Genomic DNA, 24,512 nt, shown 5'->3' with positions numbered 1-24,512 from the left:
GCCCCTCCATAGCTCAAGCAAAATGGGGGGCGCCGCCGGAGTGGAGGAACCGCCGCTTATGCCGTCAGATCACCTTCTGCTCTTCTTCCACCTTGCGGCGCAGGGCCGCAAACCGGTCCGCCATCGTTCTCTTGTCGAAGATCGCCTGCGTGAACGTTCCCGTCCCGACCAGATTGAACGTCGTCTCCGCTGTCACCTCGCAGATGATGCGCTTCGGCCCCGCCTCGGTGCAGACGGCGCGGAACGTCACCTCCTGCCCGACCACGGCCGGCCCTATATGCTTAATGTTGAGGGCGAACCCCGATCCTTCTTCCTCTTCCTCCAGAAAAGGAACAATCATCTCGCGGCCTGCCTTCTCCATATAGTAGATCATCGAGACGGTGGACATTACTTCGTGAATGACGATGCCGTCAAAAGCCGGGCGCATATCCGGGGTGACAGTCACGACAAAAGAAATTTCGGCGCCCGGAATCAATCCTGGCTTCATGTCGATTCCTCCTCGCCTGGCTAACAATCAACCGTGTCCATTCTCGTTGCCCTAATCCAGTCATACTCGCTTGATGATGGTGGCGATGCCTTGCCCGACGCCGATGCACATCGCGGCCAAGCCGTAACGGGCTTCCCGGCGCTCCATCTCATAGAGCAGCGTCGTTAAAATCCGGGCCCCGCTGCACCCGAGCGGATGGCCGATCGCGATCGCGCCGCCGTTCACGTTCACCCGTTCCGGATCGATGTTCAACTCGCGCATGCTGGCAACGGTCTGTGCGGCGAACGCTTCATTCAGCTCGAACAGATCGATATCCCCGGTCGTCAGCCCCGCCCGCTGGAGCGCCTTGCGCGCGGCCGGCACGGGGCCGATTCCCATCACGGACGGATCGACGCCGGCAGACGCCGAAGCCACCACGCGAGCGCGCGGCCGCAGTCCAAGCGAATGAGCCGTCTCCTGCTCCATCATGAGCAGCGCCGCCGCCCCGTCATTCAGACCCGACGAGTTCCCGGCCGTCACGGTTCCCCCTTGCTTGAAGGCTGGCTTCAGCTTCCGGAGCTGGTCCAGCGTCGTCTCGGGGCGCGGGTGTTCATCCTGCTTGAACCGCGTGATCTCGCCCTTGCGCCCGGTTACCTCCACCGTCACCAGCTCGGCCGCGAATCTTCCCGCCGCCTGGGCTTCGGCATATTTCCGCTGGCTGGAGAGCGCGAACTCATCCTGCGCCTCCCGGGTGATGCCGTACTGCTCCGCTACGTTCTCCGCCGTCTCCCCCAGGCTGATCGGCGGATAGAGGGCGGCCAGCTTGTCATTGGTCATCCTCCAGCCCAAAGTGGTGTCATAGATCTGCTGATGCCCCCGCTGAAAGGCCGCTTCCGGCTTCAACATCACATACGGAGCCCGCGTCATGCTCTCCGTTCCCCCGGCGATATACGCGTGCCCCGCCCCCGCCATAATCGCATAGGCGCTCTGATGGACAGCCTCCATGCCGGAGCCGCACAGGCGGTTCACCGTCACGCCCGGCACCTCGACCGGCATCCCGGCCAGCAGCAGCGACATTCGCGCAACATTGCGGCAATCCTCCCCCGCCTGGTTCGCGCAGCCGAGGATGACGCCGTCCATCCGCTCCGGGCCGACCGGATTCCGCTCCAGCAGGCTGCGGATGACGAGCGCGCCCAGATCATCGGCGCGCACATCCTTGAGCGCTCCGCCGTAGCGTCCGATCGGCGTCCGCACCGCATCAATGATTACAGGTGTTCCCATCTCGTTCCCCCCCAATCTCATAGGAATAGAAACCTTGACCGCTGCGCCGGCCGAGCCGGCCTGCCAGCACCAGCTTGCGCAGCAGCGGCGCCGGGCGATACCGCTCTTCGCCCAGATCGCGGTGCAGCCCGCGCAGGACCGCCAGCACGTCATCCAGCCCGATGCGGTCGGCCCATTCGAGCGGGCCGTGCGGATATCCGGTTCCCAGCTTCATGGCCGTATCGATATCCGCGGCGGAAGCCGTCCCTTCCATTAGGGCGAAGGCGGCTTCATTGACGATCAAGGCGAGAATACGCGGGAAGACGAGCCCCGCCTCATCCTCCACGATCTCCACCTCCTTCCCCAGAGTGCGGAACAGCTCCTCCAGACCACGGACCGCTTCCTTCGACGTCTGCAGGGCAGGAGCCAGTTCGATCAGACCGCGGTCCTCGATCGGAGCGAACGTGCCGAAGCCGCATATCCGCTCCGGCCGGGCAGACCACGACGCAATCTCGGTGGCGGCGAGAGCGAGCGAGGTAGCCGTGATCGGCACCGCCGGACCGAGCAGCCGATCCATCCTCACGATGTTGGCCTGTTTTTCCGCCGCATCATCATTGGTTACTTCCATGCCATACCGCACCGGGAGAGAACCCCCGCTCTCCTCCGCCTCCGCCAGGGACACGACCCGGTAACCGCTTCGTTCCAGCAGCGCGTGCAAGCCGTCGCGAAAGGGGCTGGCTCCAGCCAACAGGACCGCATTATTGGTCATATGGATAAAATCCCTCCCCTGTCTTTCTGCCCAAGCTCCCCGCCTGCACCATGCGCTGCTGGATGCGGCTCGGCTTGAAGCGGCTCTCGTGATAAAAGCGGGTGTAGACCGATTCGGTCGTCGCCAGATTCACGTCGAGGCCGATCAGGTCCTGCAGCTCGAACGGCCCCATCTTGAAGCCGCCGGCCTGCTTCATAATGCGGTCGATCTGCTCCGGGCGAGCCACCCGATCGCCCATGATGCGCAGCGCTTCATTATAGTAGGGACGAGCGACGCGATTCACAATGAAGCCGGGCGAATCCTCCGCCAGCACGGGCACCTTGCCCAGCTCTTCCGCGAACCGGCGCGCGGCGGCGACGCAAGCGTCCCCCGACTTGTGCCCGCGAATGACTTCCACTAGCGGCATAACCGGCGCGGGGTTGAAAAAGTGAAAGCCGATGATGCGCTCCGGATGGGGCAAGACCGCCGCAAGCTCCGTAATGGAGAGGGAGGACGTATTGCTCAGCAGCAGCGCCTCGCTGCCGCACAGCTCCGTTAAGCGGGCGAACACGGAGCGCTTCAGCTCCAGCTTTTCGGGAACCGCCTCGATGACGATCGGGCATGAGCTTAACGCTGCCATGTCCTGCACCGGCTCGACGAGATCATACGTCTTCCGCTTCTCCTCCTCGGAGATCCTCCCCTTCGCGACGTCCTTCGCCAGGATGGAATCGATATAGGCTTGCGCGGCATCCAGCACCTCCGGCTTAATGTCCTGCAAATAGACGCGGCGGCCCCGCCGGGCGCAGACGAGAGCGATTCCCGCTCCCATCGTGCCTGCGCCGACAATGCCGACCGCGCCAGGGCTGCTCCCGGCAATATGGCCTTCCATCGGCTACACCCCCTTGAACGCGGGCGGCCGCTTTTCCAGAAAAGCTTGCATGCCTTCCCGGTGATCCTCCGTGCGCCCGGCGATCTCCTGGGCATACGCCTCTTGCTCCAGCGTCTGCGCCAGATCCGTCTCCAGCCCCCGGTTCATCGTCCGCTTCATCAGCCCGATCGCCCGCGTCGGAAGCTGAGCCAGCTTAACCGCAAGCGCGTCCGCTTCCTCGTCCAGCCGTTCGGCGGAACAGATGCGATTGACGAGACCGATTCGATGCGCCTCTTCCGCCGTGACGCGATCCCGAATCGTAGCAATCTCCATCGCCTTGGCCAGGCCCACGAGACGGGGCAGGAAGTAGCAGCCCCCCGAGTCGGGAACGAGCCCGATATTGACGAAAGCGCTGACGAAATAAGCCCGCTCGGACATCACGCGCAGGTCGCAAGCGAGAGCGAGGCTCATCCCCGCTCCTGCCGCCACCCCGTTCACGACCGCGATCACCGGCAGCTCCGTGCTGCGGATCTGCATAATCAGCGGATTGTAGCGCGATCGCAGCATGTCGCCATGATTCCCGGCCGCGGCTCGCCCGTCTGCAGCTTGCCCGCCTGCTCCCGGCACGTCGCCCAGATCCTGTCCCGCGTTGAACGCTTTGCCCGCCCCGGTCAGGATGACGCAGCGCACCGCCGCGTCTTTGCCCGCTTGGCGGAACGCATCGATCATTTCGGCGATCATCCGCCCGGTGAAGGCATTGTACTTATCCGGCCGGTTCATCGTGATCCGGGCCACGCCCGCCGATACTTCATACAGAATCGTCTCGTACACGGCCATGTCTCCTCCTATCTGCCCTTGAATTGGGGACTTCGCTTCTCTTGAAAAGCGCGCATGCCTTCCTTCTGATCCTCGCTCGCGAACAGCAGATGGAAGCATTGGCGCTCATAATCCAGCCCTTCGGCCAGCGGAAGATCCTGCGCCTTGCGGACCGCCTGCTTGATGAGGCGAACCGCCAGCGGCGGCTGGGCGGCAATGCGGCGCGCCAGCTTCAGGGCCTCCTCCAGATAGAGCTCGACCGGCGCCACCTTGTTAACCAATCCGCGGCGCAGGGCCTCTTCCGCCGTCATCGTGTCCGCGGTCAGCAGCAGCTCCATCGCCTTGCGCAGCCCCACCGCACGGGTCAGGCGCTGCGTCCCGCCGGCGCCGGGCATGACGCCAAGCCGAATCTCCGGCTGCCCGAAGCGCGCCGTATCCGAGGCGACGACGAGATCGCAGCTCATCATCAGCTCGCAGCCTCCGCCGAGCACATGCCCGCTCACGGCGGCGATGATCGGCTTGGCAATGCCGCCGATGCGATCCCAGACATCGAACTGCCGCTTCCGCAGCAGCGATACGGCGGATTCATCCGCCATTTCCTTAATATCCGCTCCGGCGGCGAAGGCCTGATCATTTCCCGTAATGACGATCGCCTTCACGGCCTCGTCCCGGTCCATCCGCTCCAACTCCGCCACGAGCTCCTCCATCAGCTCGCGATTCAACGCATTCAGCACGTCAGGCCGGTTCAGGGCGAGCACGCCCACCGCTCCGTCCGACGACACGGTCACATAGCTGCCAAGCTTCGTCATCCCGCCTCCACTCCTTCGCTTTTTTGAACGGCTGCCGCCCGCTTGCGGTTATCGACGATGCGGACGGCTTTGCCTTCGCTGCGCGCGATCGAATTCGGCTCGTTCACATGCAGCAGGACCGAGACGCCAAGCGAGCATTTGATCGCCTTGCCGATCTCCTTCACCAATTCGGCCACTTCCCCGCTCTCCCGAACTCCGCCTACCCGGCTCCGGAATTCCGGCGTAAGCTCGCAATGAACCTCGAAGCGGTCGAGGGCATTGTCCCGCTCGATGACGACCTGATAATGGGGAGCGAGCTGGGAGAAGTTGAGCAGCACCGCCTCCAGCTCGGTCGGGAAGACGTTGACGCCGCGGATAATCAGCATGTCGTCCACTCTTCCCTTAATCCGCGACATCCGCCTCGTCGTGCGGCCGCACTTGCATATGCCGGGGTGAAGCGACGCAATATCGCCCGTCCGGTACCGGATAACCGGGAACGCTTCCTTGGTCAGCGAAGTGAACACCAGCTCGCCTTCCTGCCCGTACGGCAGCGGTTCGCCCGTATCCCGATCGACCACCTCCGCCAAAAAATGATCCTCGGCAATATGCAGACCATCCTGCGCTTCCTGACATTCGATCGCGACGCCGGGCCCGAGCACCTCGCTCAAGCCATAGATGTCGATTGCCTTGATGCCGAGGGCATCCTCCAGATGGCGGCGCATCTCCTCCGACCACGGCTCCGCGCCGAAAATGCCGTACTCGACGCTCGTCGCCCGCGTGTCGATGCCCTGCTTGCGCATTTCCTCCACCAGATTCAAAATATAGGACGGCGTGCCCGACAGGCCGCGCGGCTTGAAATCCTGAATGAGCGTAATCTGACGGGGCGTATTCCCTCCCGACACGGGCACGGCGACCGCGCCCAGGCGCTCGATGCCGTAATGCAGGCCCAGGCCGCCCGTGAACAAGCCATAACCATACGCGTTGTGAAAAATATCCCCGGGCCGGCCGCCCGCGCAGCAAATGGCGCGGGCGACAATCTCCGCCCAGACTTCAATGTCCCGCTTCGTGTAACCGACAACAATCGGCTTGCCCCTCGTGCCGGATGAGCCGTGGATGCGCACGACGTCGCTTATCTCGGCCGCGAACAATCCGAACGGATAATGATCGCGCAGATCGGATTTCTGCATGAACGGCAGACGGCGGAGGTCCTCCAGACCGCGAATGTCCTCCGGCGTCAGGCCGGCCCGATCCAGCGCCGCACGATGAAAAGGCACCCGGTCATAGGCCCGCTTGACGGTGTGCCGGAGTCTCTCCAGCTGGAGCGCCCGCATCCGCTCGCGCGGCATCGTTTCCATTTCGGCATTGAATATCACGCGCTACCCTCCTACTCCCCACGGAAGACAGGCTTTCGTTTGTCCGCAAAGGCTGCCAGCGCCTCTGCCCGATCCTTCGTCGGGATAATCATCTCGTAGGCTTGCGCCTCCACCTCCAAGCCGGAGTGCAGATCAACGCTGCCGCCCCGGTTCACCGCATACTTGGCCTGATACACCGCGAGCGGCGCATTGGCGGCAATCTCATTCGCCAATTCGAGCGCCATCCGGCGGAGCTGCTCCGCATCCTCGGCTATTCCGCTCAGCAGCCCGTATTGAAGCGCCTCTTCGGCGGTAATCTTCCGCGCGGTCAGGATGAGCTCCTTCGCTCGCGCCGGTCCGATGAGCCGCGGCAGACGCTGCGTTCCGCCCGCCCCGGGAATGATGCCCAGGCTCACCTCGGTAAGTCCCATGCGGGCATCCCGGACCGCAAAGCGGAAGTCGCAGGCCAGCGTCAATTCGAAGCCGCCGCCGAACGCATATCCGTTCACCGCCGCGATCGTCGGCTGCGGAAGCTCCTCGACGGCGGTGAACACATCACGGATCGCGCGCACGTTGCGGCGCACCTGCTGCTCGTTCAGCGTGCGCCGTTCCTTCAGATCGGCCCCCGCGCTGAAGGCGCGGCCCGCGCCCGTCACGATGACGGCCCGAATCCGCTGGCGGTCCTGCCGGATCTCCTCGACGATCCCGCCCAGCCGCACCAAGGCCTCATAATTGAAGGCATTCAGTTCGCCAGGCCGATTCAGCGTAATGATGGCGACCTGACCGTGGCGCTCCAGCTTCACGGACTGCTCCATGGACTGCCCCACAGACTGCTCCATGGACCGATCCTTGGACTGATCCGTGGAGTGAGCCATGGCCTGCTTCATGGACTGCCCTGCCTCCCGTTCCTGCTCCCGCGCTTGCTCCTGCATCTCCATCGATTCGTTCAGCCCCCTCTCTTCCCGCCGCTCTATCGGCTCGGTATACTCCTTCTCCCCCTTGGCATTATACCTGTCCCTCGGCCTTAGCCTGCTCCGGGGCCGGCATTTCCCCGCGTTCCGGGTTGATGCGAGCATAGGTCCCGGAGGCGACGGCGACGAGCTTCCCGTCGCAGGTGATCCGCACATCCGTCACAATCAGATTGCGCCCGCGCTTCAGTACGCGGGACTCCGCGACGAGCCGTTCGCCGATGGCCGGGGACAAATAATTGATTTTGCTCTCCACGGTCACGCATTGCTGCACCCCGTCGACCGGGGGCGCAGCCGCATGACCCATAGCGACGTCGGCCAGCGTATTCGTCACGCCGCCGTGCACGACGCCTTCAAGACTATTGTGGAGATCGGGGCGGATATGCAGTTGCATGACGCAGCCGTCGCGCTGAAGCTGCAAGACCTCGATTCCGAGCAAATCGTTAAACCGGTTGCGGCGCGTCGGCTGGCTCACTCGTGAACCTCCGCCATATGCATCGACACCACTTTGCCGGCGAATCCCATCAGATCCTTGCCCGACGCCTTGCCCTCCGGGGACGACAAGGCCGCCTTCAAGGCCTCCTTCGACTCAAAATACATCTCGCAAATGAGGTGCAGATCGCTCTCGCCCATAGGCGTTCCATAAATCGTTCCCACCTCCATCTTCACGAGGCCCGGCATCTTCGCCGCCAGCGGGGCGTGGGTCTGGAAATAATGCTCGTTAAACGCTTCGACATCCTCAGGCTTGCGATAAATAGCTATTAATTTGACCATGAATATGTCCTCCCTTATCCACCAAAATCAATCCCTACCATCCTATGCTACATTCCGAACGAGACGAACTTGGTCTCCAAAAAGGCGTCCATCCCGTAGCGCCCGCCCTCCAGGCCGAGCCCGCTCTCCTTCCAGCCGCCGAACGGCGCCTGCGTTTGCGTCGGCGAACCGTCGTTAATGCCTACGATGCCGTATTCCAGCGCCTCCGCCAGGCGGAAGCAGCGGCTGTTGTCCCGGGTATACACATAGGCGGCCAAGCCGTATGGCGTGTCATTCGCCATCTCGATGACGGCGGCTTCATCCGTGAATGTCATCAACGGGACGACCGGACCGAACGTCTCCTCGGACGCAATCTCCATCTCCTTGGTCACGCCGGCAATCACGGTCGGCTCGCAATAGAAGCCTTTGCCGTATTCGCCCTCCGTCAAGCGCTTGCCGCCGAACACGACCTGCCCGCCTTTGTCCCGGGCATCCTGGATATGGCGCAGCACTTTATCGAGCGCCCGTTGATTGACGAGCGGGCCGATTTCCGTCTCTTTGCTGCGGCCGTCGCCGACCTTCGCCTTGCGCAGCCGTTCGATCAGCTTGGCGCTGAACGCCTGGGCCACAGACTCGTGCACGTACAGGCGATTCGTGCAGATGCACATCTGCCCCGAGTTGCGGAACTTACTCTCGAAGAGCCCTGCGACCGCCGCGTCCAGATCCGCATCTTCGAACACGATGAATGGCGCATGCCCGCCCAATTCCAGGCTGACCCGCTTGACATGCTTAGCCGCCCCTTCCATCAGCAGCTTGCCGACGCGCGTCGAGCCGGTGAAGGCGATTTTGCGCACCTTCGGATTGTCGAGCAATTCCTGGCCGACCGCATCCGGCTGGCCGATGACCAGATTGGCGACTCCCGCCGGGAAGCCGGCTTGCGCAATCAGTTCGAAGAGCCGAATCGCGCTCAGCGGCGTGCTCTCCGCCGGCTTCAAGACGACGGTGCACCCCGCGGCCAGCGCGGGCGCAATCTTCCGCGCGACCATATTGACCGGGAAGTTCCACGGCGTGATCGCTCCGACGACGCCGACCGGCTGGCGGCTGACCATAATCCGCTTGTTCGGCACGGAGGACGGAATCGTCTCGCCGTACACCCGCTTCGCTTCCTCCGCATACCACATGAAGTTGTCGGCCGCGCCCAGCACTTCGCCCTTGGCCTCCCGCAGCGGCTTGCCCATCTCGGCCGAGATGATGCCCGCCAGCTCATCGCGGTGGATGCGCACCAATTCATATAATTGATACAAATATTTCGAGCGCTCGCGGGCGGTCAGCCGGGACCAGCCTGGGAAGGCTTGATGGGCCGCATCGATGGCAGCCCTCGCGTCCGTGACGTCGCCATAGCTTACGGTTCCGACCTCCTCCCCGGTTGCCGGATTGATGACGCGGAGCGTGCCGCCGCCCTGCGCCTGCGTCCATTCTCCGTTAATGAACATCGACTTCACTTCCACAGTCTGCATGCTTTTTTCCATCGTAACCGGATACCCTCCCTCTTCCTCTGCAGCTTGCTCCGCTCCAGAGGCCGCGCATTCGTGCGCGATATTTTCCTTGACTGGCCTTGCTTGTTTGTCATTGTCTACTGCTTCCTATGCTTGCTCTGCCCCTTACAACACTTTCAAGGCTTCGAATGGATTTTTGCAGTGCTTGCAATATAAAATGCTGCGGCAAGCCGCCGGACCGAACATATTATCCATGCGGGTGTATGGCGAATTGCAGTAGGGGCACCGCACCTCCCACTCCTCGCCCGGCGTACAGCCGCGCGGCGGGGCAACGATGCCGAACGAACGCAGCTTCTCCCGGCCTTCGTCGCTGATCCGATCCGAGGTCCAAGCCGGCTCCTGCAGGAAGCGGACGTTCGCCTCGCGCACGCCCTCGATGGAGAGCAGCTTCTCCTGAATTTCGCTCTTCATCATCTCCAGAGCGGGACAGCCGATGAAGGTCGGCAGCACCTCCACTTCCACCGCCCCCTCGCCGATCACCACCCTGTGAATCATGCCCATCTCGCTCATGCTGATGACGGGGATTTCCGGATCTTTGACCTCCTGCAGCAGGGTCCAGATTCGTTCTTCGAGCCCCGTCGGCAACTGCCGGGTATGCTGCGTCACGACGAACCGCCCCCTTTACCAGCCAGCCGCCGGATCAATCCGGTACACCTCCGACAAGGTGGCAACGGCTCGCGCCAGATCGTCGGTATGCTGCCCATCGCGCCCATTCCTGGCAGGGATGGCCCAGTCTCCCGGCCAAGCGAGCCCGCTCGCTTCGAACAAGCCCTGCGCCGCCGTCTTCCAGCGCCACGCCAATTCGTCGCCGCCTATGCTCAGCCCGAAGCGGACGATTGCCTCCTCCCCGCTGCCAAGCGGGAACAGGCTGCCGACATCGCTCCACACCTGGGCCACGGCCGCGTTCAACCGCAAGCGCGCCTCGTCCGTGCTGTCTGCCAGCCGCGTGAACCAAGAGCGCCAATACCGCCGGTGATAGTGATGCTCGCGCCGCATTTTGCCTGCCGTCTGCGCCAGCGGCACATACGAAGACCGGGTCAACGCTTCCAGCCGGATGTCCTTGAACAGGCCGTACAGGCAGCAGCGGGCAATTGCGTAAGCCCAGTCATAATGCGGCTCATCCGCATACTCGCCCGGTCCGTTCGGACGCTCGACCAGAATGGCATTCCGGAACGCCTCCGGGCTGCGCAAATGGGCCAGATCATCCGCCTTGCCGGCCCCCAGCTCCTCCAGCATCCCGTACAGCATCGCCGCATGCCCCATCATATCCTGCGCCATCGACGAAAAGGCGACATCTTCTTCGATGTGAGGGGCCAGCCCCAGCCATTCCGATCCCCGGTACGCCAAAATATAGTCATCGTCTGCAATCTGAAACAACAATTCCTGTAAGGCCCGTGCATACTCCAGGCTGCGATTGGCCTCTTCCGCCGACTCTGCGCCAATATGCTCCGCCATGTCAGCCCTCCTTCCGTGCGGTATCCGCCTTGCTATCGTACGCTTCCTTGTGGCGGCGCCACCTCGATTGCACATCGCCATAGCCCTTCGTCTCGCGGTAGCTTTTGTTGTCCAGCCGTTCGAGGCTTCCCCGTTCCTCCGGCGTCAGCCCGTGAATATCGTCGCGGTTCACGACCCAGATATTTATGCAGGGCTCGCGGCGCATGAAGTTCTCCCGCGCCATCAGGAGCGCGGCTTCCGGATTGGGCGCCAGCAAGCTGAACTGGTGCATGAAACTGGCGGAGGGGCTCTTCTGGCTGAATACCTCGTAAATAGAAAATTGCTCCTTCCGTTCGCTGCTCATATCGCCCCTCCCGCCGCATAGGTTATGCGGGGCGCCAGCATCGCGTCGCGCACCCATTCCGCTTCTTCGTAGGATGTCTTCCGCAGCCGCAGCCGCTGTGCCGAGCATGGCCCGTTCCCGCGCACAATCTGCACGAAGCGGTCCCAGTCGGGCTGCCGGTAATGCCAGATACCCTCCGCTTCGTCATAACGGATCGTGTCGTCCGGAAGCGTCAGGCCCAGATGAAAAATCCGGTTCACATATTTATGGAAAAAGGCCTGCCGCAGTTCCTCGTTCGTCTGCGAACGAATCTTGTAGCGCATATTCAGCTGCTGATTGCTGGACACGGTCCCGCCTTCCGGCGGGCCGAAGAACATCAGCAAGGAAGGCCACCAGCGGTTCACGGCTTCCTGCAGCATCCGGCGCTGCGCCGGCGTCCCTTCGGCCAGCTCCAACACGATGCTCTCCCCGTGCTGGGCATGGAATTTCTCTTCCGCGCAGATGCGCTGGAGCGCGCGGGCATACGGCGCGTAGGATGTCTCCAGCGACATCGTCTGGGTAATGATCGCCGCGCCGTCGACGAGCCAGGCGATGACGCCGGCATCCGCCCATGTGGGCGCCTCCATATGGAACACGTTGTGGAACTTCAGCTTCCCCGAGAACAGATTGCGCAGCAGATCTTCGCGGGTCTGGCCGAGCGGCGCCATCAGATCCTCCGCGACGCGCAGCAGCAGCTGTCCATGCCCCATCTCATCCTGCACCTTGGCCATGATCGCCAGCTTGCGGCGCAGCGTCGGCGCCTTCGGGACCCATTCCTTCTCCGGCAGCGCGCCCATAATTTCGCTCACGCCGTGCATCGATATCAGCTTGATTAACTGGTTGCGGTAATCGTCTGGCATCCAATCGTCCGCTTCAATCTTGTCGCCCCGGTCAATCCGGTTCAGGAAATGCGCCAGACGCTCGTCGTCCGATGCTCTATCCGGGTCCGTCCGATTACTCATCTTCCAGCCTCCTCTCGTTCACAATGTGTATGGCATGCCCCAAGGCGGCGGCTGCCGCTTCCAGCCAGCCTTCGCTCAGCGTCGGGTGCGGATGCACCGTCATGGCGACGTCTTCCGCTCTCGCCGCCATTTCGAGGGCGAGCGCGCCCTGGCCGATTAAGCTGCCGGCATCCGCGCCTACCGCGTGCATGCCCAGCAGCAGGCGGGAGTCCGCTTCCACGACCACTTCCGCGAAGCCGTCCGTCTTCCCGGCCGCCAGCGCGTATCCGTTGGCGCGGAACGGGAAGCGGCCCGTCTTCACCTTCATGCCCTGCCGCTCGGCTTCCGCCCGCGTCAGCCCCACTCCCGCAATCTGCGGATCGGAGAAAATAACGTATGGCACATAAGGCGAGTCGAAGGCGCTAGGCAGTCCGCCGATCACCTCCGCGGCGACCGTGCCCTGTCTCGCGGCGCGATGGGCGAGCGCGGGCCCCGGCGTAATATCCCCAATGGCGAAGATGTGGCGCACATTGGTCCGGCACTCCGCGTCGACCGGAACATAGCCCCGCTCATCCGTCTCCACCCCGGCCTGGCCGAGGCCGAGCCCCTCCGTGTTCGGCACGCGTCCGGCCGTTACCAGCACCTTGTCGCAAAGGACGCTCTCCTCTCCATGCCGCCGCGATTCGAGGCGGAGTTCGACATGATCGTCCTGCTCGACAGCCGCGCGCACTTCCGCCCCCGTCTTGATGACCATCCCCAGCTTGCCGGCGCGCCGCTTCACTTCCGCGGCGAGGCTGCCGTCCACAAGCGGGATGATGCGCTCCTCCCGCTCGATGAGCGTCACGCGGCATCCGAGCTTGGCGAAGGCCATGCCCAATTCGATGCCGATATAGCCGCTCCCGATAATGGCCAGGCGCTCCGGCAGATTCTCCAACTCCAGCGCCTCCGCCGAAGTGAGGATGCGGGGACCGCCCTCCGCCGCGAATGCCGGGATATATGGCCGCGATCCCGTCGCGATGATCGCCTCCTGGAACTTGTAGGTCTCGAAGCCCGATTCCGTCTCCACCCCGACGCGGTCGGGGGACAGGAAGACGGCGCTCCCCTTCACGACCGTAACCCCGTTGGCGGCGCAGAGGTGCGCCACTCCGCTTCGCAGCTTGCCGACGATGCCGGATTTCCACTGCTGCCAGACGGACATATCGAAGGCAAGCGCCTCCGGGTCCAGCCGCAGCCCCAGCTTGGAGGCCGACCTGGCGTCGTCATACAGTCCGGCCGCATGAATCAGCGCTTTGGATGGAATGCAGCCCGAATGAAGACAGACGCCGCCGAGCTCCTCTTTTTCCGCCAGCACGACCGATTTCCCCAATTGGCCCAGCCGGATGGCCGCCGCATACCCGCCCGGGCCGCCGCCAATGACAACAACATCCGTTTCTACTGCAATTTCGCCGACAACCATCTATACCATCTCCGCCCATAAGAAGTCAGGCTGCTCCAGCAGCCGCTTGATCCGGTTCGTGAACCGAATCGCCTCCGCCCCGTCGATTAGCCGGTGATCGAAGGAGAGCGCCATATTCATCATGAGGCGGATGACGCCTTCCCCGTTCCGCACGACCATGCGCGGCTCCATCTTGTGCAGCGCCAGAATGGCCGCCTCCGGATGGTTAATGATCGGCGTCGCGAGCAGACTGCCGATCGGCCCGACGTTGCTAATCGTGAAGGTGCCGCCGGTAATCTGCTCCAGCGCCAGCTTCCCGGCGCGGGCCCGCTCCGCCAGCACCCCGATCTCTTCCGCCAGCTCGAAGACTGTCTTCCGGTCGGCGTCCCGGATGACCGGAACGATCAGGCCGTCCGGCGTATCGGTCGCAATCCCGATATGATAATAGCGCTTCAAGACGATTTCCTTGGTCTCATCGTCGAGCGACGCGTTGAAGGACGGAAATTCCTTGAGCGCAATGACGATCGCCTTGACAAAAAACGGCAAGTACGTCAATTTCACCTGCCGTTCGGCCGCCAGCGGCTGGAGACGTTCCCGCAGCGCCTGCAGCGCATCGGCCTCCAGCTCATCCACCTGCGTGACATGCGGGATGATAGTCGCCGCCTTGACCAGCCTTTCGGCGATCTTCAAGCGCACGCCCCGCAGCGGAATCCGTTCCTCTGCGCAAGCGGAGGCCGGTGCGCTACCTTGTGGCCGGGCAGCGGCCTCCGTCCGCTCCCGCGCAGGCGGAACCGCATTCATCTGCGGCAGGTCAGCCCCTTCCGCTTCCTTGGCAGTGCCTGCCGAGGCATGACGCCGCACATCCTCTTCGGTAATGCGGCCGTCCCCTCCGCTCCCCTTTACCTGCTCGATGTCGACATTCAACTGCCGCGCAAGCTGGCGAACATAGGGGGCCGCGCGCACTCTTCCTGCCGGGGCCGCGGGTGCGGCCGGCGGCACGGATGCTGCGAGCGGAGGCGGAGGGGCCGCGGCAACCGCAGAAGCGGCCTGCTCCGCCTTCCCCGCTTCCTCCACAGGAATGCGCCCCTCCGCTTCGAGCACGAACAGCACCTCGCCTACCCGGACAGCGTCCCCCTCGGCGAACATTAGCTTGCGCACGACGCCGCCCGCCGGAGCGGTCAGCTCGGCGTTGACTTTGTCGGTCAGCACCTCGACGATCGGCTGATCGCAGGCCACCCGCTCCCCTTCCTTAATGAGCCATTTCCCGATCTCCCCTTCGTGAATGCCTTCTCCCACGTCGGGAAGCTTGAACTCTATCATTCGCGTTCCTCCTCCTGAACGGTCAGAACTGAATCGCTGCGGCGATTCCCTCTCTCACCCGCTCGACCGTCGGAACATAGACGTCTTCGAGCGAGAACTGCGGAACCGGCACGTCGAAGCCGGTAATCCGCTGGATCGGAGCCCGCAAATACATCAGCGCTTCGTCATTGATCAGCGAGACAATCTCCGCGCCGACGCCGGCCGTCTTGTGCGCCTCATGAACAATCACCGCCCGCCCCGTCTTCTTCACGGATGCCGCAATCGCATCCCGATCAAGCGGATACAGCGAGCGAAGATCGATGACCTCGCAGGACCAGTCCTTCTCCCGCTCCAGCTGCCGGGCCGCTTCCAGCGCCACCCGCATCATGGCCCCCCATGAAATCATCGTCACGTCTTCGCCTTCCCGGACAATGCTCGCCTTCCCTAACGGAATGCGGTACATCTCCTCCGGCACTTCCGCCTTGAAGGCGCGGTAGATCCGGGCCGGTTCCAGAAAAACTACCGGATCGGGATCCTCGATGGCGCTGATGAGCAGGCCCTTGGCATCGTATGGATTGCTCGGCACGACCACCTTGAGACCGGGCATATGGACGAAGAACGCCTCCACGCTCTCCGAATGAAGCTCCGGCCCGCGGATTCCCGCCCCGTATGGCGTGCGGATGACGAGAGGGACGCTGTACTGTCCCCGCGTCCGATACCGCATGCGGGCCGCATGGGTCATGATCTGCTCGAAGCCGGGATAGATAAAGGCCAAAAATTGAATTTCGACGACCGGAAGGAAGCCGTTGAGCGCCAGCCCGATAGCCGAGCCGATAATGCCGGCTTCGGCCAGCGGCGTATCGACGACCCGCTCTATGCCGTACTTATCGATCAGCCCGTCGGTCGCCCGGAATACGCCGCCGTTGACGCCGATGTCTTCGCCCGTCAGCATGACACGCCGATCGTCCGCCAGCTTCTGATCGAGCGCTTCATGAATCGCTTGCAGTATTGTTAAGCTCCGGCTCATGCTTCACCCTGCCTTTCCGCACACAGGCCGCTCTGTTCCCGCTGTTCAGCTACAGGCCACAGCATATCGGCGCTTACGTGCATGAACATCTCTTCCGGCCGGGACTTCGGATAGCTCTCGGCCTCGTCGACCGCGGCTTCGATCAGGGCGCTGACCCGCTCCATCAGGCGAGCCTCATGCTCCTCGCTCCACGCACCCCGCTTCAGGAGATGCAGCTTCAGGCGCTCTATCGGATCGCGCTGCTCCCTCCATTCGGCGGAGATCCGGGCCTGGTCGCGGTATTTGCGCGGATCGTCGCTGGTCGTATGCGGCCCGTAACGGAACGTGACCGCCTCGATAAGCGTCGGTCCCCCGCCGTTCAAGCCGCGCTCAATCGCCTCGCGCACGGTCAGCCATACGGCGAACACATCGTTGCCGTCCACCCGCACCCCCGGCATGTCGTAGGCGGCCGCGCGCTGGGCGATCGTCCGCGAGGCGGACTGGGCATGGAACGGCACGCTGATCGCGTAGCCGTTATTTTGGCAGAAGAAGACGGTAGCCGTCTGATACACCCCGGCAAAATTCAAAGCCTCGTGAAAGTCTCCTTCCGAGGTCGCCCCTTCGCCGAAGTACACAATGCTCGCCTGACTCTCCCCCTTCAGCTTGGCGGCCCACGCCGTGCCCACCGCATGCGTCAAATGCGTGGCTATCGGCACGCATGGCGGCATGATATGGCGGCCTTCCGGACTGATGGAGCCTTCCATATGCCCCATCCAATAGAGCAGGACGCGGCTAAGCGACTGCCCATGCGTCACCGCGGCGGCGTGATCGCGATAGCTGGGGAACAGCCAATCATGGGGGGACAGAGCCAGCGCGCTCCCCACCTGCGCGGCTTCCTGGCCTTCATAGGGGGCGTACGTGCCCATTCGGCCCTGCCTCTGCAGATTTACCGCCTTGCGATCGAACATTCGTGTCAGCACCATCTTCTCGTACATTTGTATCATCAGATCCTCGTCAATGGCCCCCTCGATAGAGTGGCGAAGCTCCCCGTCCGGCGCCAGCACCTGATAAGGCTCAAGCAGACCGCGCATGTCTTCCTGCCGCATCCCGGCTCCTGGCTGCTCTTCGATTGGCGGGGCAGACGGATGCCCCTGACTTTGAATCATCATTACCGCTCCCTTCCCCTTTTTTATCTATCCCAACAGCAAGCGGTCATCCGCCACTCCCTTCAACTGGGCGAATTTTTTCAACAACACCTCGATCGTCAGATGCTTCTTCTCCTCTTCCCGCACATCCAAAATAATCTCCCCGGCGTCCATCATAATCAGGCGGTTGCCGAGCTCGATGGCTTGCTGCATATTGTGCGTCACCATCAGCGTCGTGAAGTTGGAACGCTCGACAACTTCCTTCGTCAGCGTCGTAATCAACTGCGCCCTGGCCGGATCAAGCGCGGCCGTATGTTCATCCAGCAGCAGCACCTTCGGCTGCGTGAAGGTCGCCATCAGCAGGCTGAGCGCCTGCCGCTCGCCGCCCGACAGCAGTCCCGCCTTGGCCGACAACCGGTCCTCAAGGCCGAGATGCAACGAAGCCAAGCTTTCCCGGAACAGCTCCTTCCGCTTCTTGTTCACGCCCCGGTGCAGGGTGCATCTCTTTTCACGCGAGAAGGCGACCGCCAGATTCTCCTCGATCGTCATCGTCGGCGCCGTCCCGGCCATCGGGTCCTGGAACACGCGTCCAATCTTGCGGGAGCGCTCGAATTCCGAGAGACCGGTCACGTTCTCGCCGTCAATCTCGATGTTCCCGCTATCCGGCGCCATCCCGCCGGAGATAATATTCATGAGCGTGGACTTGCCGGCTCCATTGGAACCGATAATCGTCACGAAATCGCCCTCGCGAAGCGTCAGATTAATATGTTGCAAAGCGATTTTCTCGCTCGCCGTCCTCCGGTTGAACACTTTCCGAACCCCGTCAAGTTTCAGCATGGCTTTCCCCCCTTGCTCCCTGGTCGATGTCGATGGACACATGCGGAACATCTTCCGTAGAGGACTTCACCCGTCTGTCTTTCCATGTAGCGAGAACCCGCGACATGACAAGGGCGGCGACGACAATCGCGGCGGTCAGCAGCTTCAGGTCATTCGGATCCAACCCGATGCGGAGAGCGAGCATAATAATGAGACGATAGACGATGGCTCCTCCGATTACGGCGAAGGTCGCCCGCCGAATGGAGGCGTGGCCGAAGACGGCTTCCCCCATAATGACGGAGGCCAAGCCGATGATGATAATTCCGATCCCCATCGAGACATCCGCAAATTCTTGGTATTGGGCGATAAGCGCTCCGGATAGCGCTACCAATCCGTTGGACAGGCTCAGCCCGATAATTTTCATATTGTCGGTGTTCGCGGAGAGGCTGCGGATCATTTTCGCATTGTCGCCGGTGGCGCGAATCGCCAAGCCAATCTCCGTATCCAGGAACCAGTCGATGGCCCATTTGACGAGCAGGACGAATATTCCTACGGCTGCCAAAATGGCAAACGGCTGCAGGCTGGACAAGAAGGAGACAAGTTGCGTGAACAAGGTAGTCTCTCCCAAAAGCGGCGTATTCGCCTTGCCCATAATCCGCAAATTGATCGAATATAAAGCAATCATCGAAATAATGCCGGATAGCAGCGTATTGATTTTCCCTTTCGTATGCAGCAGGCCGGTTACGGTTCCTGCCACGCATCCCGCCAGCAGCGCGCCCAATGTGGCGAGGAGCGGGGAATAGCCGGACGTAATCATAAGCGCCGCCACGGCGCCGCCGGTGGCAAAGCTGCCGTCGACGGTCAAATCGGGAAAGTCAAGAATCCGAAACGTCAAGTAAACGCCCAGGGCCATCAACGCGTAAATGACCCCTGCTTCCAAAGAACCCGTCAGCGCATACAGCACGATAGCATCCTCCTAATTTGGAACGACTTATTTCTCAATCAGGATTGCGCCTTGTGTCATCTCATCCGTCAATGTGATTCCTTGCGCCTCCGCCGCCTTCGGATTAATCATCAGATCGAGCTTCTCGGAGAACTGGACGGGGATGTCTGCCGGAGATGCCCCTTTCAGCACCTCCACCGCCATTTTGCCTGTCGTGTAGCCCAGATCGTAGTACTGGAATCCGATCGATGCGAACGCGCCTTCCCCCACCGATTCACTGCTCTCGCAGAACAGCGGAATGTCCTTGTCATTCGCGACCGACACAACGGAGCTGAGCGCCGAAATGACCGTATTATCCGACGTGAGATAGATGATATCCGCGCGCCCTACCAGCGAATCGGCGGCCTGCTTCACCTCGGAGCTGTTCGTCACGGCGGCCTCGACCGTCTCCAATCCGCCTTCTTGCAGCACCTGCTTGACGTTAGCGATGTTGACGACGGAGTTCTGCTCGCCGGAATTGTAAATGACGCCTATCTTGCGGGCCTCTGGGAAAAATTTCTTGATCGTCTCCATCGTCTTCTTGATCGCGTCCGGATTCGTATCGCGCGTGCCCGTCACATTGCCTCCCGGCTTCTCCAGACTGTCGACCAGCTTCGAAGCGACCGGATCCGTCACGGCCGTGAACAGAACAGGGATGTCTTTCGTCGCCTTCGCAACCGCCTGCGCGGTCGGCGTGGCGATCGCCAGGATCAGGTCATTTTTATCGCCGACCAGCTTTTGGGCTATCGTGAGGTTGTTGTTCATGTCACCCTGCGCATTGTGGAAGTCCACCTGCAAATTGACATTTTCCTCGTACCCGGCATCCTTCAGCGCCTGCAAAAAGCCTTTTCTCGCCCCATCCAGCGAAGGATGATTCGCGTACTGCGCAATGCCGATCTTGACCATCTTTTTGCCGTCGTCGTTCTTGCCCATGTCCTTCGGTTCGCTCGAGTTCCCGCATGCCGCCAGCAGCAGCAGCGAACAAACCATAACAATCGAAAAAAACGGTTTCATCCAATCTCGCTCCTTTACAATAAGGATTGTAATTGTTTGCGCTTTCAAGATAAGAAATAGATAAAAAGCGTATTGGCGAGTTGTCTGAGTGTAAAGCTCTCTTGCGGTCATCGAGACATGAAATGTGTTCCTCTGATGCTTCATGGAAAGTTCGTTCGTGCAGGTCTGTGTGCTGCGTTCGCATGGAAGGATGATGTGAGTGCGCTTGCCCCCGAGGCTTAGCGCTGCTGCCTGATAGCATAGATGCGGAGATGTTACGTAAGCGTGTAAAGATAGCGTAGATTCCGCGTTGTCGTGCTGGAGCTTGCTATCGGATATCGAGGTTCTTCTTGAGGTCCATCGCAAATTATAATACGTTTTTTCGATGGTGCGTTATTTTAACGTTATAATATCACGGCGTCATAATGAGTGTCAATATTTAGATATATTTAAAAATATAAAGTGTGATTTATGTTATAGCGTACGTTATAAATCAAAAAAACTTGAATGGCATAGAGCCAATCAAGGTCGATCTCTTGCCGTACTTCTCCCGTCTCGTTATGAACCAGTAAAGCCGCATCTTCCGGTGAAATGAATCCAATCTGATTATGCCGAAAAGGGGTGCCCAGCCGCAGTGTAATCCTTGTCCCCTCTCCCGGTGTGGAATGAAGCTCCATCTCTCCGCCAAGATAACCGTTCTGGCTGTTGACCGAGATAAGTCCAAGATGCGCGCCTTCCCGGGACGGATATCCTGCTGCGATTCATAGAGGCACTTCAGCCAGGACGCGATCTGCCGGTCATCAGCTCGTCCCTGATTCGCCATCTCCTCCAGATCTCTCGATAGGAAAATCAGATTCTGCAACAGCCGATCATGCAGATAATAGGAGAGGCGAACCCGCTCAGCTTGCTGGGCCTCCATTAACAGACGGTCGAGATGTACCGTTTCTCGAATCCAGCCGGGAATCTCATGCTGGCTTACTGCCCAAATGGTATAACAAGAAAATAGAATGCAGGCCAGACGGAAGAAATAGAGGGCCTTTGACCACACAGCGGGCTGCGGTAAAAGCCCAGTTTATCGGCGCCTGCCACATATGATAGAACTGGAACAAAATGCTGAGGATCAGCCAATCAAAGCGCAGCCTGCCTATCTTCTTCAGTAAATAACCGCGGAAATAGACTTCTTCTCCGATGAAATTCCCGATGAGTCCAATCAGCAGCAAAGGCCAGGGGAAATAAAAGCGGCAAGCTTTCGGGTCCATTGATTCGTCATAACAATTACGCTCCTTTGGCCGGTTAATTACAGAACAAGCGTAACACAGCGATTTGATTCGGGTATCCGTATCCGTTGCCGGTTCGGAAGGCCTATCGCGCATATCTTTTGCGCGATCCCGCAAAATCGTTTAGGCTGACAACATAAAAAATCCCCCCCCACTTTATTCGTGAGAGAGGTGCATTTTCTCCTGTAATCAGATCATTCGTCGCTGACTATATTCAAGGCAGGGTGCCTAAGCAAATTACTCGCTTTCCGCGATCGCTCTGGTTTGAACCAAATTTCCGTCCTTGTCATATTCCTTGAAGGTGGCTCGATAATAAGGAGTGGCTCCATTAAAAGTGAACTGGACCGGGGTATCGATATATAACGTCGTCCCATTCTTTAAGTAATTGTTCTGGCCCATCAATCGATACAAGTCCATATCCGGCCAGCCATTCCATTTGCTTATCGCATTGATTGTATTATGGGCGTCGTCTAACGTGATTTCTTTATAGTTCGGGTAATAAAACTATCGGCCCCTGCTAAAGCAACTACGCCTTTGGCAGCCACTTTAAAGCCTAACTGCAAGCCGTTCGTTACGGCAATCGCTTGAGATCTGGTATAATCCTTTTGGAAGCTGTCTGTTTTCATTTTCTGTGTTGCGGAAGTATAATTCGTCAACTCCGAAGTGCCGCCGATATATCGTATCCCCCGTCCTTGATGTGTACTGAACATTGGATACATTCATCGCTTCGATTTTTAATCCCATTTGCTCGGCAATGCTGTCATAGCCTCTGGGACTTGCCAGATTGGCTTTGTACCAAGAAATAAACCGGTTGGCTGAGTAAGATTTCTGATCTTTCAGAATCCAGAATCTAGCCAAGAACCAGCTATCCAAGATTTGTTCTTGCATATTAATAGGCTTGTTCGTCAATTTTGACTGCCTATCCCTCTCATTGATCCTCAAATACACCGTATCGATATAAGATTCGGATGCAAGCGGAACCGTACTTGCGGCAGATGATATGACAGCACTCCGATTCAGATCGAAATCCGCGGCCATGTCCGGTAAAGCCCCTACAGGGACCAAGCTTAAGGCTAAAGCGCCAGCGATTAGTTTTTCTTGTTTCTTTCAAGCATGTGGTGTGTCCTCCCTTTTTGCTAAGATGATCAGCACCTCATGCCTAATGCCCTCCAATCAGATGATGGTCACTGCGCAATTCCAATTTTACGGCTGTTGATGATGAATCGGTGTCGGGCGAAGCTGCTTGCTGATAACCAAAAAATAAGGCGATAATCAAAAATGCACTCGCGATCTTATTCATATCATTTTTCCCCTTTCTTACATAGCTATTTATTCACTAATTCTAATTTAACGATAACATGGTTCGAATTCGATCGATAAATAAGGATAGTTATATTCTGTTTCAATAATGTGAAACCGTCGGGAATCCGGCTCAAATTGGCAGGGAAGTGAAAAAATCATTACCGAAAAGCCATAAAAATACAGCTGAATTATTCCGAAAAATACAAAAGGAGGAATTGAAGTTCCCAACCAGGACAAGCATATTTCCTCCAGGATCAGATAAACAAGTGTAAAATTGTGTAAAGGGGGAACTATATGGTTTATACGTTAAATACTATTGAAATCGGGAAAATTATAAAAGAATTGCGTCTGAAGCAAGGGTTGAGCCAGCAGGCTCTGGCGAAGGGAATTTGTACGCAACCTCATATCAGCAACATTGAAAATGGGCGAGAGATACCCTCTGGCTTTATATTATACTTACTGTCCAAAAAATTAAGAGTGAATGTTAAATATTTATTTGATATCCATAACGATTCCAATATCACCTACAAAAATAATATTAAATTTATTGTCCACTCCTTTATTCAAGAAAATGATTTCGGACAAGTGCTGAAGATTCTGGAGGAAGAAAGCCATCTTTTTGAAGCATCCGAAGATCAGCAATTCCTTCTCTGGGCGCAAGCGGTATCTCATTACTATTCCTCTAAGGACTTTGATTCATGCTTAACGATGCTCAAAACAGCATTAAGAAAAACATGCAAATGCTTAAAATTTTGTTCGGAACAGGAATTGACGATTATTAACAGTATTGGCATTTTGCTGTCTGAATCCAGTCAGAACCGGAAGGCTCTGCGTATTTTACATTGGACATACCGCCATATTCATCGGCATTATTATATCGAGGACAGGACATTGCCAATCAAAAACATCTACGCCCTTGCACGTTCGTTATCAAGAAGTCAGGACTATCACAACTGTATACACTATTGCAGCCAAGGAATCGAACAATGCTTGAAATACAATTCTCTCTATCTTTTTGGAGAGCTGTATTATGAAAGAGGGTTAAATCACTATTTTTTAAATCAGCATGCATCGGCATTAGCGGATTTCGAACAAGCCATTATGCTGTTCAAGCTCAAAAAACAATATACCTTCACACTTTTTGTAGAAAATAAAATAAAGGAATTTGGACTGAGAAAATAATAACGTTTTATTCTCTCGTTACGCCGGGGACGATCCTTGTCTTGCGAATGGCCTTTGTCGAGATTCACTCTTGGACCTCGATCAACGGGTTGCTGCTTCCAGCTTGGCGGTATACTCCTTAGGTTGCAGCCCGTAAATTTTTTAAAAACTCGTAAAAATGCGCCATATTCTCGATTCCAACCGCCTCGGCAGCTTCCGTCACCTCCATGCTTGAAAATCGTTCCTTTTTAATGAGAAAAAGACCGTTCCGAGGGTTTGCATGCTTGGAACGGCCGTTATAGTTGGAACAAATTAGACTCTTACTGTCTTCTTCCATACGCCAAGCGTAAGAGCGGATATGATCGAACCGATCAATATCGCCAGAAGATAGAGGAATGGCTTATTGACTAAAGCGATGACGAAGATTCCCCCGTGTGAAGCAGGGAGCGTAATGCCGAAGGCCATCTGGAGTCAATCTTCACATTAAAAAATTCTCCCAGTCCTGTTGGTTGGGCAACAGTTCATAGACCTTATCTTCCGAGGCGACGGGACCTGCGCCATTGATCTCGGTCTCTTCCCCGGTCTTCAGCTTGATGTTAATTCGGATATCTCTTTCGACCTTCACAAAATCGGTCTCGATGCCTTCGTCGTTATTCAAACCGTCTTGAATGTACTGTCCCGTAAAGCCGCCGACAAATCCGCGGGCTTTCGTCGGCACGCTAGAACATTTAGGTCACAACCTGTATTACTTTCGTCTTGTTGTT

General features: G+C 58.8%; 27 protein-coding genes and 1 pseudogene. 1 reads left to right on the top strand and 27 read right to left on the bottom strand.

The features are described 5' to 3' along the window. Window positions 1-64: 64 nt before the first annotated feature. The 26 genes from OCY70_RS25450 to OCY70_RS25325 all read right to left on the bottom strand — a co-directional run bounded on the left by OCY70_RS25450 (window position 65) and on the right by OCY70_RS25325 (window position 22,585). Window positions 65-487 (bottom strand): thioesterase family protein, encoded by a 423-nt coding sequence (locus tag OCY70_RS25450; RefSeq protein ID WP_213427866.1) that lies wholly within the window; start codon window positions 485-487, stop codon window positions 65-67. Between the two features lie 60 nt (window positions 488-547). Next, a complete protein-coding gene (locus tag OCY70_RS25445) occupies window positions 548-1,747 on the bottom strand; it encodes a thiolase family protein (protein ID WP_213427867.1) in 1,200 nt (399 codons plus the stop codon). After that, window positions 1,725-2,495, bottom strand: a complete 771-nt coding sequence (locus OCY70_RS25440) for a 3-hydroxyacyl-CoA dehydrogenase family protein (protein WP_213427868.1) — start codon at window positions 2,493-2,495, stop codon at window positions 1,725-1,727. Before OCY70_RS25440 ends, OCY70_RS25445 begins: the two co-directional genes overlap by 23 nt. Further along, window positions 2,485-3,363 (bottom strand): 3-hydroxyacyl-CoA dehydrogenase family protein, encoded by an 879-nt coding sequence (locus tag OCY70_RS25435; RefSeq protein WP_213427869.1) that lies wholly within the window; start codon window positions 3,361-3,363, stop codon window positions 2,485-2,487. The genes OCY70_RS25440 and OCY70_RS25435 overlap by 11 nt, the downstream gene beginning before the upstream one ends. Before the next feature lie 3 nt (window positions 3,364-3,366). Then, entirely contained in the window at window positions 3,367-4,173 is an 807-nt protein-coding gene (locus tag OCY70_RS25430; protein WP_213427870.1) for an enoyl-CoA hydratase-related protein, read from the bottom strand. A 14-nt stretch (window positions 4,174-4,187) separates the two neighbouring features. Then, window positions 4,188-4,967, bottom strand: coding sequence for an enoyl-CoA hydratase-related protein (locus OCY70_RS25425; protein ID WP_213427871.1), 780 nt, complete (start codon window positions 4,965-4,967; stop codon window positions 4,188-4,190). Beyond that, window positions 4,964-6,319, bottom strand: a complete 1,356-nt coding sequence (locus OCY70_RS25420; RefSeq protein WP_213427872.1) for a phenylacetate--CoA ligase family protein — start codon at window positions 6,317-6,319, stop codon at window positions 4,964-4,966. The genes OCY70_RS25425 and OCY70_RS25420 overlap by 4 nt, the downstream gene beginning before the upstream one ends. Window positions 6,320-6,330: 11 nt before the next feature. Next, window positions 6,331-7,113 (bottom strand): enoyl-CoA hydratase-related protein, encoded by a 783-nt coding sequence (locus tag OCY70_RS25415; RefSeq protein ID WP_213427891.1) that lies wholly within the window; start codon window positions 7,111-7,113, stop codon window positions 6,331-6,333. 190 nt (window positions 7,114-7,303) lie between these two features. Next, window positions 7,304-7,741: a PaaI family thioesterase gene (locus OCY70_RS25410; protein ID WP_213427873.1), complete on the bottom strand. Its 438-nt coding sequence runs from the start codon at window positions 7,739-7,741 to the stop codon at window positions 7,304-7,306. Then, complete coding sequence (locus OCY70_RS25405; RefSeq protein ID WP_087443198.1) at window positions 7,738-8,040, bottom strand: EthD family reductase; 303 nt, start codon at window positions 8,038-8,040, stop codon at window positions 7,738-7,740. Before OCY70_RS25405 ends, OCY70_RS25410 begins: the two co-directional genes overlap by 4 nt. Window positions 8,041-8,087: 47 nt before the next feature. Next, the gene (locus tag OCY70_RS25400) at window positions 8,088-9,548 is read right to left on the bottom strand and encodes an NAD-dependent succinate-semialdehyde dehydrogenase (protein ID WP_213427874.1); all 1,461 of its coding nucleotides are present in this window, start codon (window positions 9,546-9,548) and stop codon (window positions 8,088-8,090) included. A gap of 132 nt (window positions 9,549-9,680) precedes the next feature. After that, a complete protein-coding gene (gene paaD / locus OCY70_RS25395; protein WP_213427875.1) occupies window positions 9,681-10,181 on the bottom strand; it encodes a 1,2-phenylacetyl-CoA epoxidase subunit PaaD in 501 nt (166 codons plus the stop codon). A gap of 15 nt (window positions 10,182-10,196) precedes the next feature. Beyond that, entirely contained in the window at window positions 10,197-11,030 is an 834-nt protein-coding gene (gene paaC, locus OCY70_RS25390) for a 1,2-phenylacetyl-CoA epoxidase subunit PaaC (RefSeq protein WP_213427876.1), read from the bottom strand. Window position 11,031: 1 nt separating this feature from the next. Beyond that, a complete protein-coding gene (gene paaB / locus OCY70_RS25385; RefSeq protein ID WP_213427877.1) occupies window positions 11,032-11,373 on the bottom strand; it encodes a 1,2-phenylacetyl-CoA epoxidase subunit PaaB in 342 nt (113 codons plus the stop codon). Beyond that, a complete protein-coding gene (gene paaA, locus OCY70_RS25380) occupies window positions 11,370-12,353 on the bottom strand; it encodes a 1,2-phenylacetyl-CoA epoxidase subunit PaaA (RefSeq protein WP_213427878.1) in 984 nt (327 codons plus the stop codon). The genes paaB and paaA overlap by 4 nt, the downstream gene beginning before the upstream one ends. Further along, complete coding sequence (gene lpdA / locus OCY70_RS25375) at window positions 12,346-13,788, bottom strand: dihydrolipoyl dehydrogenase (RefSeq protein ID WP_213427879.1); 1,443 nt, start codon at window positions 13,786-13,788, stop codon at window positions 12,346-12,348. Before lpdA ends, paaA begins: the two co-directional genes overlap by 8 nt. Then, window positions 13,789-15,087: a dihydrolipoamide acetyltransferase family protein gene (locus OCY70_RS25370; RefSeq protein WP_213427880.1), complete on the bottom strand. Its 1,299-nt coding sequence runs from the start codon at window positions 15,085-15,087 to the stop codon at window positions 13,789-13,791. It abuts the gene before it with no gap. Window positions 15,088-15,109: 22 nt separating this feature from the next. Next, window positions 15,110-16,093 (bottom strand): alpha-ketoacid dehydrogenase subunit beta, encoded by a 984-nt coding sequence (locus OCY70_RS25365; protein WP_213427881.1) that lies wholly within the window; start codon window positions 16,091-16,093, stop codon window positions 15,110-15,112. Then, window positions 16,090-17,178, bottom strand: a complete 1,089-nt coding sequence (gene pdhA / locus OCY70_RS25360) for a pyruvate dehydrogenase (acetyl-transferring) E1 component subunit alpha (RefSeq protein ID WP_249724944.1) — start codon at window positions 17,176-17,178, stop codon at window positions 16,090-16,092. The genes OCY70_RS25365 and pdhA overlap by 4 nt, the downstream gene beginning before the upstream one ends. Before the next feature lie 87 nt (window positions 17,179-17,265). Further along, window positions 17,266-18,054 (bottom strand): ABC transporter ATP-binding protein, encoded by a 789-nt coding sequence (locus tag OCY70_RS25355; RefSeq protein WP_213427882.1) that lies wholly within the window; start codon window positions 18,052-18,054, stop codon window positions 17,266-17,268. Beyond that, window positions 18,041-18,997: an ABC transporter permease gene (locus tag OCY70_RS25350; protein WP_213427883.1), complete on the bottom strand. Its 957-nt coding sequence runs from the start codon at window positions 18,995-18,997 to the stop codon at window positions 18,041-18,043. Before OCY70_RS25350 ends, OCY70_RS25355 begins: the two co-directional genes overlap by 14 nt. Window positions 18,998-19,024: 27 nt before the next feature. Next, a complete protein-coding gene (locus OCY70_RS25345; protein ID WP_213427884.1) occupies window positions 19,025-20,029 on the bottom strand; it encodes an ABC transporter substrate-binding protein in 1,005 nt (334 codons plus the stop codon). Between the two features lie 944 nt (window positions 20,030-20,973). Next, window positions 20,974-21,267: a CPBP family intramembrane glutamic endopeptidase gene (locus OCY70_RS25340; RefSeq protein ID WP_213427885.1), complete on the bottom strand. Its 294-nt coding sequence runs from the start codon at window positions 21,265-21,267 to the stop codon at window positions 20,974-20,976. Window positions 21,268-21,522: 255 nt separating this feature from the next. After that, entirely contained in the window at window positions 21,523-21,696 is a 174-nt protein-coding gene (locus tag OCY70_RS25335) for a hypothetical protein (protein ID WP_261948813.1), read from the bottom strand. A 59-nt stretch (window positions 21,697-21,755) separates the two neighbouring features. Continuing rightward, window positions 21,756-21,911 carry an ETX/MTX2 family pore-forming toxin gene (locus OCY70_RS25330; RefSeq protein WP_249724946.1) on the bottom strand — a complete coding sequence of 52 codons (156 nt, stop codon included), beginning with the start codon at window positions 21,909-21,911 and terminating at the stop codon, window positions 21,756-21,758. Between the two features lie 533 nt (window positions 21,912-22,444). Then, a complete protein-coding gene (locus OCY70_RS25325; RefSeq protein ID WP_164776221.1) occupies window positions 22,445-22,585 on the bottom strand; it encodes a hypothetical protein in 141 nt (46 codons plus the stop codon). A 296-nt stretch (window positions 22,586-22,881) separates the two neighbouring features. Here OCY70_RS25325 and OCY70_RS25320 point away from each other — a divergent pair, with 296 nt between their 5' ends. Next, a complete protein-coding gene (locus tag OCY70_RS25320; protein WP_213427886.1) occupies window positions 22,882-23,769 on the top strand; it encodes a helix-turn-helix domain-containing protein in 888 nt (295 codons plus the stop codon). Window positions 23,770-24,262: 493 nt separating this feature from the next. On the opposite strand, the pseudogene OCY70_RS25315 reads toward OCY70_RS25320, so the two are convergent. After that, window positions 24,263-24,469 (bottom strand): annotated as a pseudogene (locus OCY70_RS25315) (1-phosphofructokinase); the annotation flags it as partial. Window positions 24,470-24,512: the final 43 nt, after the last annotated feature.

The sequence above is a fragment of the Paenibacillus melissococcoides genome, assembly GCA_944800085.1.
In the GTDB taxonomy this organism is placed as follows: domain Bacteria; phylum Bacillota; class Bacilli; order Paenibacillales; family Paenibacillaceae; genus Paenibacillus_B; species Paenibacillus_B melissococcoides.
Note: the sequence above shows the minus strand (reverse complement) of the source record. Positions and strands in the feature narration are given on the sequence as shown.